The organism is Nocardiopsis sinuspersici (assembly GCF_001998325.1).
Taxonomy (GTDB): domain Bacteria; phylum Actinomycetota; class Actinomycetes; order Streptosporangiales; family Streptosporangiaceae; genus Nocardiopsis; species Nocardiopsis sinuspersici.
In genome coordinates this window covers 41,780-55,065 of the sequence record NZ_MCOK01000001.1, presented here as the reverse complement: position 1 = coordinate 55,065, position 13,286 = coordinate 41,780, and the positions used below count along the sequence as shown (strand labels likewise).

The following is a 13,286-nucleotide window of genomic DNA, read 5'->3' as shown; positions in this document are numbered from 1 at the left end:
TGATACGGTCGCTCCATGAGCGCACGCCAACGCCGCTCCGAGCGCCACGAACAGATCAGCGACACCACTCTGCTGCTGCTGCGCCGATGCGGGGAGACCGTCACCGACCTGGCAGCCTCCCTCGGCCAGGACCGCACCAACATCAGCGCCAAAGTCCACGGCAACAGGCTGTGGACCGTGGACGACCTCGACCGCATCGCCGTCCACTTCGGCATCTCGCTACTGGAGCTACTCTCGGGCACCCAAGTCGCCCTGGACGCCCTGCCCCACGAGCGCCACGCCGCCACCGCGCGCCAGGCCGCACTGCCCGCCGCATGACCAAGGAGGACCCCGTGCAGAACCACGCTTCCGGCGCCGGACTCGAGTCCGGCCTGGATGAGCACGTCCAGCGGGCACTAGAGCGCGCCCACACCGACCTTCCGCCGGAGGGCGTCACCGTCCAAGCCTCTGACGAGGCGACCATGCGCGAGGAGCTGCTCGCGGTGCTGCTCGACGACGCCGAGCACCACCGGGGGCACGCCGCGTGAAACGACGCGACATCACCCTGTCCGACGCCATCCGCGACCAGATGGCCGCACTGCCGCCCCGGGTGCGCATCCGCGCGGGCGAGGCCCTGCTCGCCCTGGCGGCCGCCGACGACCCCGACGTGCTCGCCCAGCCCCACCCCGACTACGACGATGAGTTCGTGCGGCGCATGAGCGGACTCGGCTACAACATGACGCTGCTCGTCTACAGCCACCGCGTGGTTGCTCTGGACGTGCGCTCCGACTGACCCGCCCAGCGCGACGGCCCCTCTCCGGAGGGGCCGTTTTCGTTGAGGCGCCCAGGCCCGGAACCGTTACCGCGGTGATCCGCCCCCTCGGGCTGGCCCCACGGGTGGCCGGCGCGCGCTGCGCACCGGCGACAGCCGCGCCGGGTCAGGGGCAGTAGTGCAGCGGCCCCTCCTCCACCCTGCTGATCACGATCAGCGAGGTCATCCCCGGGAAGTGTGTGGAGCAGCACGAGCACACCGACATCACCAGGTCGTCGGCGGCCAGCGACGCGGCCGCCGTGGCGAAGTCCTCGGCGGCGACCTCACTGTAGGGCTCCAAGGTCAGCGCGACCCGCTCGCGATCGCGTATCCAGCTCCGCCCGTGGTCGACCATGCCACCCGTGGTGTGGCCGCCCCCGAAGTCGTAGCAGATGCCCCCCAGGTTGTTCCGCTCCTTCTCGCGACGCCGGTGCAGGTGCCCGCGCGAGTCACGCAGATAGCAGGGGCAGCGCCACTCGGGCGAGACCTTGATGCCGTGCTTGGCGAGCCGCTCGAGTCGCTGCTGGGCCATGGCAGCGGCCACCACCCGCTTCAGAAGGTCGGCGTCGCCGATCTCCTCCAGCGCCTGGAGCGGCCTCAAGAGTTCGGGGTACTGCTTGGGATCGAAAAACCGGCGAAGCAAGCTGAGGTCGTTCATGGGCCCATCGTGCAGCTCCTCTCTCGCCCGCGGGGCCGGAATCGAAGAGTTCCCCACGCAGACTCCCGCAGGCGGCCTTCTCAGGCCTGCGGCGAGAGTGCGCGGGAGCATGCCAGCGCATCACGGGCGCTCTCCAGTGCGACTCAGGGGTCGTGGAGTCGGTGTTGGTGTCCGCTCGAAGGCGGCCATGGTAGCTCTAAGGGGTCCGCGCAAGGGCCTCTGTTGAGCGCAGTGAAGTTGGCAGTGGTCAGCACAGCGGGGATGTCAGCCTTCAGTGTTCTGTCTTCTGCCCTGATCAGTGTGGTTCTGTGATCGTCGAGTGAGGTAGAAATCAGGTCTCCCCCGATGCCGAGTATCGGATCTCCAAGGGATGCTCCTCCAGGCTTCGAAGGATCGCCTGGCCGCTAACCATTTGGTCCAGAAGAAAAAGTTCCTGCGTCCGACACTCCTGACACAGCCTGACCATGGCCAGCGGCCAGAGATCGACAGGCTGCCTGGAAAGTCTGCTGTCAACATAGATCCGGCCGGGGCGTAGGGGGTAGGTTTCCAGCTGCTCCAGTGGCTCCCAGCTTGGATGACTCCCGCGCAACTGAAGCCCTACGATCCGGAAGGATGACTCGTTGAGATACTCACAACGCTCCACCCAGAACCAACGGATGCTCGACAGCCAATTGACCGAGTTAATGACCGAGAGCACCCGTGGTTCAAGCTGCTCGACGTCTTCATGAAGCTCGTGACTGAAGCGGACTCCGTGAGCATGATGTGAACGGTTCCGGAATTCCTTGATCCTCTCCAATGTTTGAGTGATGGGGCTGTCTCGGAGCGCCGTCAACTCCTGGATACGGGGACTCTCAACCTTCGCCAAGAACAGATCGATGAGGGAGATCCAGGTGCCGAAGGAAGCTCCCTTGCGGAACTGAGAGCGGAGTTCTTTGTTGAAAGTTTGGCGTGCGATGAGTTCGGAGAGGGCAAGGATGCCCAGTATGCGCGCCGTGCCTTCGGCGAGCTTGAGCAATCCGTCCTTCCGCTCAGCAGGATGAGTGCTGACGCGATAGCGGCGGGCGAGGGCTGCCACATGGAAGGGGTAGCTCGACTCTACCCGCCATACCGGGTCATCGAAGGGACGGATTAGCCGGTCCACTAGCCGCGCTTCGTGGGCGGAAGACCGTACAATCCTGCGGAGCTCATCGTTGGATCTCTTGCTGCCCGAGAATATGTTCGGTAGGAGGCCTGAGTTCACCATTTGGAGGGTACGGCGACCTTCCTGTACCTCCTCCAACAAGTCATCTATCTCCGAGTCAGTAACCAGGTCCAAAGGGACGGGAGTGTCGAGCAGGTCGCGGGCGTGCAGGAGGCGTACGTTCTCCTTACGCAAGTTGAGCCATTCGCATAGTGCTCGTCCACTTCCTGGACGCGGATGTAGAACAAACATTGAGGTAACAGCGGTGCCGAATCCTGGGGGCAGCAGGCGCCAGTTGTCGAAGTGTCCCACCAGATCACCGCCCGAGCATGGGGTTAGGGTGACCATGTAATCTTTGCGATCTGCGTCTGGCAATTCCAGAGCTGATTCAACATCATGCAGATCCGCAGCTGTGAGGTGTTTGGGTATGGACGCTTCTTCTTCATCAGGATCTGAGTGGGGCAGTTCGACGCGCGCCGTCTCGAGTTGGGCAAACTTCCGCAACGGCTCGAGCTGCCCATCCATTGCCATAATGAAGAAGATCCAGGGTCGAATTTCGCACCCCAGTTTCGTCTTTTCGTGTTTGATCCAGGCATCAGGGGATCGAGGGAGGATCTCGCGCCTAAAATATTCCTCTGGATCGTCCAGAAATGGTACGGACAGTGTCTCACGTAGCTCCAGGTCGGGTTCCTGTGCGCCCTTGTGCTTCTGCAGCTCTCCCTTGTCATCACGTACGCCGATCGCATTGCGGACAGCCTTTTCGAAGTTAACTCCACCCGGCCAGGCCTGTCCAGCGGACTCGGCAGCATGCCGTAGTGCACGGAACGCCTTGGACTTAGTGCTCCATGTTGTTCCGATGAGATTTCGGAGTGCTAACACTAGCGTTTCCGTGTCGTCCAGTAGCTGTATCGGCCGCAGCGCAGTAAGACGGTCAAGACTCTCCTGGGTGAGTTCGAAGCGCAGTCGAAGTGGGTGTTCGACGAGTATCTGGCGATACATCAGGTCATCCGCCCGGACCACTGACACCTGATCATTCAAATATTGATTAGGGGCAGCGGAAAGCGCCTCACCATAGAGCTGGACGATCTCAGTGAGCTGGTCGGGTCCGAGATACTTCCTCTTATTGCCCACTGAATGTCGTACCTTTTGCCAGTGATCCTGTGCCTTGATGAGTACGACTTTGCCCTGGCTTCCAGCGCTCTTGCGATTGCTTAGAATCCAGATGTACGTGCTGATGCCAGTGTTGGTGAATAGTTGGTCGGGAAGAGCAACAATACCTTCGAGCCAGTCGTTCTCGATGATCCACTTTCGGATCTCTGATTCCCCTGATCCGGCTGCACCAGCGTTCATCGGTGACCTGTTAAATACGACAGCGATGCGGCTTCCACCGTGGCCGGAAGAATCCACGGGCTTCATCTTCGATATCATGTGCTGGAGAAAGAGCAGGGATCCGTCGTTAATGCGAGGCAAGCCAGCCCCGAAGCGTCCTTCGTGGCCGAGATCTTCGTGCTCGGCGAGTACGGCGTCCTTGCTGGATTTCCAATCGGCACCAAATGGAGGGTTTGCTATGAGGTAGTCGAATTGCTTGTTTGGGAATCCGTCCTTTTGAATTACATTGTGGATTGCTATCTGCTCAAAGTCGCGACCGCCCAGTAGCATCCGGGAACTGGCGATCGCCCAGCTTTGGGGATTTAGATCTTGACCGTATAGGAAGACGCGCGCATTACGATTGACGTTGGCGAGGTGGTCGGCCATCTCGCTGAGTAGGCCGCCCGTGCCGCAGGCTGGGTCATAAATCGTTCTAGTTATTCCGGGGGCCGCGAGCCGATCCAGGTCGGCTTCCGCTGCGAGAGCGGCCATTAGGCGAGCGACGTCACGCGGCGTAGAATGCTCACCGCTGGCCTCTGAGGTTAAATCCGAAAAGCGTCGCACGAGTTCGTCGAAGACGCGTTCCATATCCTGCGGAGAGAGGGATGTCCCCAGATCTAGGTCGAGGAACTTAGCGACGATCGTGTACAGCAAACCGGATTCGGACAAACGCTGAGAGGTGGAGGAAAAGTGGAAGCAGTCGAAAATCTTCCTTACGTTTTGCGAGAATCCACCCACGTAGTCGCGCAGCTTGCTGTCGACGCACTCTGGAGAGTTAACTATATCCGTCAGTCTAATGTGGCTCGTGTTATAAAATGGAAGACCAGTGGCGCGCCAGAGTATGGTGTCCAACATAGGGTGGTCGGCGGATTTTTCCGCAGAATCGAGCACGTTTTCTCGATGAGTCGAAAGTACGCAGTCAAGTCGGCGCAATACAGTGAACGGCAGTAGGACCTCACCGTACTGATGCGTCTTGAAGTTACCGCGGAGCAGGTCAGACACCGACCAGATAAGCTCGGACAGTTGCATTGTCGTGTCCCGCATTTGTTCGCCTTCCGCACACACAGCGTCTCCGGTCTCTCCTCAAGGGCGCCCACAATTAAGTTCAGAGGGATCTTACGCGTAGGACGGGGATGCCGCGAGCGCTTTTTAGGAACGCCAGGGGTTCGCCCTGGTCGGGCGTGGGGACGTTTCGGTAAAAGGTGAGGAGCGAGTTTGCGTTCTGCGTTGATGAGGTGGTCTCTCTTACGGATCGCCCCTGAACCGCTACGGTGGCGAGCACTTGGCCATTCCCAGACGGGGATCGGTATCGTCGAGCGCCGACAGGCGTCGACCGCGCTCTCCCCACCACTGTGGGCCCCTACCGGTTTGTCACCTCCACCGCGCACGTCATCGGCCACCGCGCCGCCCGCCTGGAGTGAGTGCGTGCGGGCGCCCCGGTGTATCTGGCGATGGAGCGCACCTGGGCCGTTGGCGTTGCGCCGCATTGGAGCGCACATCTTCACCCTGGGGACGCGGATGGACGTGCTCACCGTCCCGCAGCGCACCACGTTGGACGGCGCCGGCGGCCTGGGAGTGGCCAGGCTGGCCGTATGCACCGTCGACGGCGAGCTCGCCCTCTACCCGGCTGTGCCATTCAGTCTTCTCCCGAGCGCTCGCCGTCAGCGCAAAAGGAGTACTGACATCCCCGTGCTCGTCAACAACTTTGTTGAACGCAGTGAAGGTGGCAGTGGTTAGCGCAGTGGGGATGTCAGTGCCCGGGGCTCTCTCAGTCAGGGGTTGCTGGGCGCAGGTGGTTCTGTGACTGAGGCGTTCGAATCCTCTTGCCCAGGACGCTGTCCCCAAGCTTCGGGAAACAGCAGGACCCCAGGAGTCGCTTGCGTCTGGGCTTCTCGCAGACCGACAGGGCATGTGCCCCTAGCGTGCTCGAAGTCGTCCAGGTCACCGGAGAACCCAGCCCAACCGAAGTCCACTGCCCCTCCGGAGGACTGGGCCCCGAAGAAGTCCACCGTCCATCCGGAGAACTCGGCCGTGCGGAAGTCCACCGTCCCGCCGAAGAACCGGGCCCCGCTGAAGCCCACCCTCCCGCTGAAGAACCGGGCCCCGCTGAAGTCCACCGTTCCGCCGGAGAGCTCGGCCGTGCGGAAGTCCACCGTCCCGCCGGAGAACCAGGCCCCGAAGAAGATCACCATCCCGCCGGAGAACCGGGCCCCGGCAAAGTTCACCGTCCCGCCGGAGAACTCGGTCCCGAAGAAGTCCACGGTCCCGTCGGAGAACCGGGCCCCGCGGAAATTCACGGTCCCGTCGGAGAACCGGGCCTCGCCGAAGTCCACCATCCCGCCGGAGAACTGGGCCCCGATGAGGATCACCTCCCCGTCGGAGAACTGGGCCCCGATGAAGTTCACCGTTCCGTCGGAGAACCGGGCCCCGGCAAAGTTCACCGTCCCGCCGGAGAATCGGGCTCCGCGGAAGTCCACCGTCCCGCCGGAGAACCGGGCCCTGCGGAAGTCCACCGTCCCGCCGGAGAACTCGGTCCCGAAGAAGTCCACCTCCCCGCCGGAGAACCGGGCCCAACCGAAGTCCACCGTCCCGCTGAAGAACCGGGCCCCGCTGAAGTCCACCCTCCCGCCGGAGAAGTGGGCTCCAGATAGGTCGCCGCCGTCGAAGACGACGCCGGTGAAGTCGTAGTTCTTGCCGCGCCAGCGGGTGGGCTCGCGCAGGTGGTTGCCGATGATGCGGATGATGGTGTGGCGGACCTGCTGAAACGACTCGAACTCCAGAACCTGCCTTCGGTGCTCCTCCTGGGCCGTCTGTTGTTCCTCGCGTTGGGCGTCGTGTTCGGTGTTGCGGAGACGGCCGAGGTCAGCGGTTGTGGTCGGGGATGCCGCTGGCAGGACGGACTGGTCGGGTGGTCCGGAAGGCTCATCAGGGCGAGATGTGTAGGGCATGCGCAGGTAGGCGCACAGCACGTCGATGACCATCTGCACCTCCTTCTCGGAAGGGGCGTCGTCGGCCAGGTGGGCCAGGGCGTGGACGGCGCCCAGCCGTACAGCGGCGTGCTCGCTGCCCAGTTCGGTGTAGGCGGCGGTGAAGCGCTCGTTGAACAGTTTGGTGACCTCGCGCTCAGCCGCCTTCTCAGCGCGTACGTTGGCCGCTTCGGCGCGTATGGCGTCGGCTTCGGTGGTGCGTTGGCGCCGGTAGTGGATCACCAGCAGGGCGGCTGCGCCGAGTCCGGCCACGATCGCGAAGGCCCGGGTGGCGAGCGCGTCTAGGGCCCGGGGCGGCAAAGGGTCCGGGAAGGTGGGTGTGGGGGCGCCCATCACCCACCACGCGCCCGCGACCAAGAGACCGACCACCGCAATGACCACTGCCCAGGCGACGGCGATCACCGATCCCAAACGTGCCTGTTCGGCTCGTTGGCGTATCTGCAGCCGTGACCGGCGCATGGTGGCTGTGACGATCACGACTAAGCCGACCGCGCACAGCACGAGACGCCCGGCGTGGGGCCGAGACCAGAACACCTCCCAGGCCCGGTCCACCAACGGAGCGCCGGCCACCCCGATCAGCAGCAGGGCCCCAAGGACGGCGCCGCTGCGGACCGGGCTTCCTCGGACCAGGGCCAGCAGCCGATCGGCGCCGTCGCGTACGGACTGGAGGGCCCCTGCGTGGGAGGGCGGTGTGGTGGGGGGCAAGCCGTCCGAGGTCATGCCGAAACAGTAGGTCCACGACTTGTGGGGGCTCGGATCTGTTGCCGGATCTGGCCATCAGGAGCACTGACATCTTCATGACCGATGCTCACTGACAAGTTAGTTGTTGACGAGTACGAACATGACAGTGGTCGCGAGCGCGAAGATGTCAGTACTCGGGTTGGCACTGTGTGCCTGTCCGCTGTGGGACCGTGGGACGGGGTAGCGCCCCGCCGACGAAAGGATGACGTTGCAGACCGCTCAGGGCGGCGGCCGGATGGCCGTGCACGTGTACACCCAACAGGACGGCACTTACGACCTGCGGATCGTAATCTCCCGGCAGGATCGCGAAGCGACCATCGCTGCGTTGAAGGACGCCGGGGTCGAGCGTTCCCTGGACGGTCTCCAGGAGGGGCCTGTCACCTCGATCGCGACCCTCGTCGCATCGGTGGCAAGCGCACTCGGGTTGAGGAGCGTGCTGGTCGCGCTCATCAAAATCAATCAGGGTAAGAAGGTCACGTTCACCTCGGAGAACAGCGAGGTCGTCCTCGACGGCTATTCAGCCAAGGACGTGTCCCGCATTCTCAAGGATCTGGGACTGGGTGCGGCCCCCGCGCTGGAGAGCGACGACACCGTAGGGCCTTCCTGACCGCTGCTCGGCACCGGGCGGTAGTCACTCGTCGGTGGGCAGGGTATAGCGGCGGGTGGTCTCCAAGCGCTTGTGGCTCACGAGCTGGGGCACAACCACCACGACTGCCTTGCCGCTGCGGGTCAAGGCGATGCCGGAGGTGTGTGCGCTGGGCGGCCATCCTCGTCTACCTAAACCGTTTCTGGCCCACAGTCGCACGGAGCGTCATCGTGTCGTAGTCCGCAGTCCTCCGCGAAGTCGTTGCCGGAGCTAACGAAGGGATCTCCTTTGGGGGCGATCGACTTGCCGCGATAGGTCACGTCCCTGGCGATCCAGTAGTGCAAACCGACCAACGGCGGTGGCCACAACAGAAGTCCATAGCCGCCGACCTGCCCGAAGCCGTTGCTTCGCATGAGCGGTCGCAGCAGGTCAAGCAACGCTAGGCCGCGCGGATGCCCGGCCAGCGCTGCGGTGGTTGCCGCCGTCACCAGGTCGGCGAGTTGCAGTGGGGCGACGTGCTCTGAGGGTGCCGTCATGAACGGCAGTAGGATGCGTTTCCGCTGAACGTACTCGGTTCCTTCTTCGAGCAGGGTCCGGCAGTCGGCAAGAAAGCTCTTGATCTGCTTGGATCCGCCACCGGGTTCGTCGCATATGACGATTCCGAGCTCTTGTTCAGTGTCGAGGTGGCGCTCGATCCTTTCGAAGAGCATGCGCCGACAGATGCTCTCGGTATCGTCCTTGTTCCAGCCGGTTCGCCCCTGATCCCAGACCGCCACGACCGATACGACGCCGCAGTCGGCGGCGATCTTCAACATGCCTTGGGTCAGTTCATTCACCACGTCGCCGCTCGCCTTGGCAAGGAAGCTGCCCTTGGGTGGTTTCCACTTGAACTCGACCTCGGCCGAGACTTCGAGGCGTGATCGCAGGTCTTCGACTCTGGCCGTGTAGTCCAACATGCGTTCTTCATGCATGATGACGGCGCCCAACGCCACCAGATCATCTAGCCCTTCCCGTGGAAGTGGCCCTCGCTGCTGACTGTCGTCCACGAACACCAGATACACCACAACCCCCTCGTCTCTCGCGGGTTATGCAAATAAGCCGGCCTGGAGTGACCCCGTTCCGCTCCGTATGTTCCCAGGCTGTCAGGGAATGCGGTTGAGGATGGCCATGTCGAGCCGCCTATGCATGAACGACAGGGTGGAGAACAGGTCGAGGGCGTCCGGTTCGGGGATACGCCATCCCGCGGTGGCGCGGGGGGTGTGCGCCGGCGGGTTGCGGAAGGTGCCGAACACTCCCTTGAGGAGGTTGGCGAACCCCTTGTGCTCGCTGATCTCGCTCTCGGTGGTGAAGCCGTTGATGCGGACCAGGGGTGGTGGCCTCCTCGTGCTGAAGCAGTGGTCGACCAGGTCGGCTCCGTCGAGTGTGGATCCCGACATCTCGCGCAGTCGTTCGGCCAACCCCTTGGTGGCTTCGAAGACTGCGTGGAACACCGACTGGCGCAGGATCTCCTCCTCGCAGTACCTGATCACCTGGGGGTGGGCCCCACGGCGCCGGAGTTCGCTCTGGAGCCGTCCTGCCAGTCTGGCGACCTCGTCAAGGTTGGTCGCTCTGGCCCCGCGGGCCAGTTTTCCTGCCTCGTTGACCCGCAGCCCCAGTAACGCCAAGGGCTCGTTGAGCGCGTCTTTGAGCGCTTCGAAGCGGGCGCGGTCCTGGACGTAGCGCCCCGGGGCCATGACTTCGGTGATGAACCTGATGATGCAGTTCGCAGCCTGGTCCCGTTGTTGCTGGGTCATCAGCGCTGCCCAGAGCCGCTTCCTCTTGTTGCTCGCGTTGGGGTCCACGTCGGGGACTCTCGACACGCTCAGAAGCGTGGTGATCTCCGAGCCGGAGAGCCCCGGGGGATCCGTGCTGGCCAGGACTGCGCAGACCGATTCCACTGCCGCGCTCTGCCACATGGGGTGCCGGATCTTCGCCATGAGGACCATCATGGCGGTCGTTCGGCGGTAAGGCGGAGGAAATGCCCCGAAAAGGGGTCACTCGTCGGTGGGAAGGTGGGCCACGGCGGCTTCCATGTCGGCCTGGGTGGGCAGGGTGTAGCGGCGGGTGGTCTCCAGGCGCTTGTGGCCCATGAGCTGGGCGACGGTGACCACGTCCACTCTGCTGCGGGTGAGGTTGGTGCCGAAGGTGTGGCGCAGGGTGTGCGCCGACAGCGCCGGGCGGCCGTTCTCGTCGACCAGGTCGGCGTCGGCGGCGATTTCGTCCAGGAGCAGGTTCACCGCCCGGTCGCTCAACCGGCCCCCGCGGCGGTTGAGGAACAGCGCGGCGGTGTCGGCGCCGGGCCAGGCGGCGCGTTCGCGCTTCCAGTCGGCCACCGCCTTGCGGGCAGAGGCGTCGGTCAGGGGCACGGTGCGCGAGTCGTCGTTCTTGCCCGCCCGCACGATCACCGTGCCCTTGCGGGCCGAGAGCGGCACGTCGCCCGTGTCCAGGGCGACCAGCTCGCTGACGCGCAGTCCGGAGTAGAACAGCAGCCTCCCGATGGCCCGGTCCCTCGGGAGGGGGCGTCTTTCCACCGCGCGCAGGAACCGCTTCTGCTCGCGCGGGGCCAGCGCCCGCGGCGCGGTGGCCGGCGGCTCGTCGCGGCCCACGTTGGCGGGACCGAGCCCGAGGTGGGTGAAGAAGTGGTCCAGGGCGACCAGGTGGGCGTTGGCGGTGGCCGCCGAGCGCTTGAGTACGGTCTTGAGGTGGGCGCGGTAGTCGCGGGCGGCGAAGTCACGGCCGTGGGGGTCGGTGAGCGGGTCGCCTCCGGCCGGGGCGGCGTCGTCCAGCCAGGCCAGGAAGGACCGCACTCGGGAGGCGTAGGCGCGTCGGGTGTGCTCATCCAGCGGAGCCCGCTCCAGTGCGGCGGCGTAGGAGGCAAACACCGGGGTGTGGACGGCCGGGACGTCCTGGCGTGGCGGCATCGGGCGGCACCTTCCTGATATCAGAAGTGGTTCCGGGCCCCTGAACCTACCCGGGCCCCGCGATATCAGAACCCGGCACGGTTCTTGGCTTCTGATACTGCTGGGTATCAGAAGTAAGGACACCAAACGGTGTCCCCAGGGCTAGCTTCGCCTCTAAAGCTATATGTGTAGAGTTAGAGGATGCCGAGATTCCGAGTCACCGACGCCACCCTGGACGTTCTGGAGGTGCTGCTGTCCGGCGACGATGAGCTGTACGGACTCAAGATCGCCAAGCAGATCCAGCGCCCCACCGGAAGCGTCTTCCCGATCCTGGCCCGCCTGGAGGACCATGGCTGGGTCGTCTCCGAGTGGGAGAGCGGCGATCGCACAGAACGCGGAGCCCGCCGACGCCTGTACCGGCTCAACCCCGACGGGCTCTCCCAAGCCCGCCTCCTGCTGGCAGAACGCCGCGGCGAACGAGCAACCATCCGATGGAATCCGGGCCTGCGCCCCCGATGGGAAGGCCTGACATGACCATGGCTCTCCTCCTCTTCCTCGCCACGGCGGTCGCGCTCCCCCTGCTGCTCAACGAATTCGGGGAGTGGGCTCCTTGGCTGGCCGTGCGGATCGTGCGCTGGACCGCGCGGAGACTCGGCAGCCGAACCGATGCTGATCGCTACACCGAGGAGTGGGAAGGCAACCTCAACGAGGTCCCGGGCAAGCTCGCCAAGCTGGCCGTCGCCATCGGAATCATGGCTTACGCCCCCCGACTGCGGGGATCGCTCAGGTGGAGCCGTGCACGGCGGCTGGAGTCCAGAGCTTCGATTCCAAGCCCGCTGACGGGGGCTTTTGTGGGGCGCGAAGCAGAGCTCGAAGCCATCGTAAAACACCTCCGACGCCGTTTTAGAAGCAGGAGAGGAGCTGTACGAGTGTCCGTGCTCGCGGGAATGGGCGGAATCGGTAAGACGACCCTGGCCGCTGCCTGCGCCACCAAACTTGCTTCTTCCTTCCCTGAAGGGGTGTTGTGGCTCTCCCCGGCCGAGCGCGCTGATCTCGCCCCCGTCCTCACTCTGCTAGGGCTCGCCAAGGTCGATATCCCCCAGAGCCAGACCGAGCAGATGTCGTTGCTGTGGAGGCACACAGCAGGTCGACGCGTTCTGGTGATCCTCGATGGTGCAGGAGAAGGCAGAGAAGAGAACCAAGGCCTGGGCCGCCTGCGGCTGATGGAAGCCCGGTGTTCCGTCCTTGTCACGACACGCGACACTCGATTTCTACAGGCGGACAGCCGCTGGTGGAAGGTGGTGCCGGTCAGGCAAATGACCCGACGTGAGAGCTTCGAGTTGCTTCGTGCACAGGGCCTCGCCGAACTGGGCCACTCAGACCTCAACCTGGTCTCCGCGAGGCTGGGGGACCTGCCCCTGGCTCTGGTGCTGGGCGCAGCGTGGATGCGTGCCTGCAAGATGCCAGTCTCCGAGTACATCAAGCGCTTCGATCAGGCGTATGAGGCACTGGAAAGTCAGCCGCGTACGCCCGATACAGCCCGGCCTGCATGGGATACCACGCCCATAGTCGGCCCTACGTGGGAGATCTCGCTGGCAAGCCTGAAGAAGCACGATCCTGCAGCGCTCGCGCTGCTGCAACTGTGTTCCTGCACCGATGGCAGCCCGCTCCAGCGTCGACAACTGGCCTACGATGACGCGCTCCCGCTCCCGCCTGAACTGAAGGCCATCGTCAACGTTCCTGCTGCCTACCAGCAGATGCTGCGCAGCATCGCACACCACTCGCTGGCCGAGGTCAACTACGCCGATGAGTCGATCCATCTGCACCGACTCCTTCGTCTAGTAGTCGCGGATCGGATGTCCAAAACCGAACGATCGCTCTTCGAGGAAACCGTGTTTCGGATGGGAACCTCAGGTGATGCGCTTGGGGGGTAGTGCTTTGCCGAGGTGGGACACCCCACCTCGATGGTTGGGGAAGTACCACCACAACGATCCACAGCCACCGCGCACGCTAAGCCCGTCCCAGAGAGGGTGGGCT

At 64.0% G+C, this 13,286-nt stretch carries 12 protein-coding genes; 6 read left to right on the top strand and 6 right to left on the bottom strand.

From position 1 onward, the window contains the following. Window positions 1-15: 15 nt before the first annotated feature. The 3 genes from NOSIN_RS00230 to NOSIN_RS00220 are packed head-to-tail and all read left to right on the top strand — an operon-like array spanning window position 16 to window position 772. Window positions 16-318, top strand: a complete 303-nt coding sequence (locus NOSIN_RS00230; RefSeq protein WP_077688799.1) for a helix-turn-helix domain-containing protein — start codon at window positions 16-18, stop codon at window positions 316-318. Between the two features lie 14 nt (window positions 319-332). Further along, complete coding sequence (locus NOSIN_RS00225) at window positions 333-527, top strand: hypothetical protein (RefSeq protein ID WP_077688798.1); 195 nt, start codon at window positions 333-335, stop codon at window positions 525-527. Then, window positions 524-772: a hypothetical protein gene (locus tag NOSIN_RS00220; protein ID WP_077688797.1), complete on the top strand. Its 249-nt coding sequence runs from the start codon at window positions 524-526 to the stop codon at window positions 770-772. Before NOSIN_RS00225 ends, NOSIN_RS00220 begins: the two co-directional genes overlap by 4 nt. 145 nt (window positions 773-917) lie before the next feature. Here the strand turns inward: NOSIN_RS00220 and NOSIN_RS00215 are convergent, their stop codons facing one another. From NOSIN_RS00215 to NOSIN_RS00200, 3 genes are all read right to left on the bottom strand, one after another. Beyond that, complete coding sequence (locus NOSIN_RS00215; protein ID WP_077688796.1) at window positions 918-1,448, bottom strand: hypothetical protein; 531 nt, start codon at window positions 1,446-1,448, stop codon at window positions 918-920. A gap of 331 nt (window positions 1,449-1,779) precedes the next feature. Next, window positions 1,780-5,025, bottom strand: coding sequence for a type I restriction-modification system subunit M (locus tag NOSIN_RS00210; protein WP_206057651.1), 3,246 nt, complete (start codon window positions 5,023-5,025; stop codon window positions 1,780-1,782). A 743-nt stretch (window positions 5,026-5,768) separates the two neighbouring features. Further along, window positions 5,769-7,703 (bottom strand): pentapeptide repeat-containing protein, encoded by a 1,935-nt coding sequence (locus tag NOSIN_RS00200; protein WP_077688793.1) that lies wholly within the window; start codon window positions 7,701-7,703, stop codon window positions 5,769-5,771. A gap of 223 nt (window positions 7,704-7,926) precedes the next feature. Between NOSIN_RS00200 and NOSIN_RS00195 the strand changes: the two genes are divergently transcribed. Next, window positions 7,927-8,331 (top strand): hypothetical protein, encoded by a 405-nt coding sequence (locus NOSIN_RS00195; RefSeq protein WP_077688792.1) that lies wholly within the window; start codon window positions 7,927-7,929, stop codon window positions 8,329-8,331. Between the two features lie 170 nt (window positions 8,332-8,501). Here NOSIN_RS00195 and NOSIN_RS00190 read toward each other — a convergent pair whose 3' ends face one another. From NOSIN_RS00190 to NOSIN_RS00180, 3 genes are all read right to left on the bottom strand, one after another. Further along, window positions 8,502-9,371 carry a DUF3800 domain-containing protein gene (locus NOSIN_RS00190; RefSeq protein ID WP_170293733.1) on the bottom strand — a complete coding sequence of 290 codons (870 nt, stop codon included), beginning with the start codon at window positions 9,369-9,371 and terminating at the stop codon, window positions 8,502-8,504. A gap of 81 nt (window positions 9,372-9,452) precedes the next feature. Then, window positions 9,453-10,286 (bottom strand): TIGR02391 family protein, encoded by an 834-nt coding sequence (locus NOSIN_RS00185; RefSeq protein ID WP_227015101.1) that lies wholly within the window; start codon window positions 10,284-10,286, stop codon window positions 9,453-9,455. Between the two features lie 57 nt (window positions 10,287-10,343). Next, a complete protein-coding gene (locus tag NOSIN_RS00180; protein WP_077688789.1) occupies window positions 10,344-11,270 on the bottom strand; it encodes a tyrosine-type recombinase/integrase in 927 nt (308 codons plus the stop codon). Between the two features lie 180 nt (window positions 11,271-11,450). Here NOSIN_RS00180 and NOSIN_RS00175 point away from each other — a divergent pair, with 180 nt between their 5' ends. Together NOSIN_RS00175 and NOSIN_RS00170 are read left to right on the top strand one after the other, a co-directional pair. Continuing rightward, window positions 11,451-11,783, top strand: coding sequence for a PadR family transcriptional regulator (locus NOSIN_RS00175; RefSeq protein WP_077688788.1), 333 nt, complete (start codon window positions 11,451-11,453; stop codon window positions 11,781-11,783). Further along, window positions 11,780-13,183, top strand: a complete 1,404-nt coding sequence (locus tag NOSIN_RS00170; RefSeq protein ID WP_170293734.1) for an NB-ARC domain-containing protein — start codon at window positions 11,780-11,782, stop codon at window positions 13,181-13,183. The genes NOSIN_RS00175 and NOSIN_RS00170 overlap by 4 nt, the downstream gene beginning before the upstream one ends. Window positions 13,184-13,286 lie beyond the last annotated feature (103 nt).

What these genes read in the sequence shown, in the direction of transcription:
- NOSIN_RS00230 (WP_077688799.1), top strand. Translation starts at nt 16, where the DNA reads ATGAGCGCACGCCAACGCCGCTCCGAGCGCCACGAACAGATCAGCGAC.
- NOSIN_RS00215 (WP_077688796.1), bottom strand. Translation starts at nt 1,448, where the DNA reads ATGAACGACCTCAGCTTGCTTCGCCGGTTTTTCGATCCCAAGCAGTAC.
- NOSIN_RS00210 (WP_206057651.1), bottom strand. Translation starts at nt 5,025, where the DNA reads ATGCAACTGTCCGAGCTTATCTGGTCGGTGTCTGACCTGCTCCGCGGT.
- NOSIN_RS00200 (WP_077688793.1), bottom strand. Translation starts at nt 7,703, where the DNA reads ATGACCTCGGACGGCTTGCCCCCCACCACACCGCCCTCCCACGCAGGG.
- NOSIN_RS00195 (WP_077688792.1), top strand. Translation starts at nt 7,927, where the DNA reads ATGACGTTGCAGACCGCTCAGGGCGGCGGCCGGATGGCCGTGCACGTG.
- NOSIN_RS00185 (WP_227015101.1), bottom strand. Translation starts at nt 10,286, where the DNA reads ATGGCGAAGATCCGGCACCCCATGTGGCAGAGCGCGGCAGTGGAATCG.
- NOSIN_RS00180 (WP_077688789.1), bottom strand. Translation starts at nt 11,270, where the DNA reads ATGCCGCCACGCCAGGACGTCCCGGCCGTCCACACCCCGGTGTTTGCC.
- NOSIN_RS00175 (WP_077688788.1), top strand. Translation starts at nt 11,451, where the DNA reads ATGCCGAGATTCCGAGTCACCGACGCCACCCTGGACGTTCTGGAGGTG.
- NOSIN_RS00170 (WP_170293734.1), top strand. Translation starts at nt 11,780, where the DNA reads ATGACCATGGCTCTCCTCCTCTTCCTCGCCACGGCGGTCGCGCTCCCC.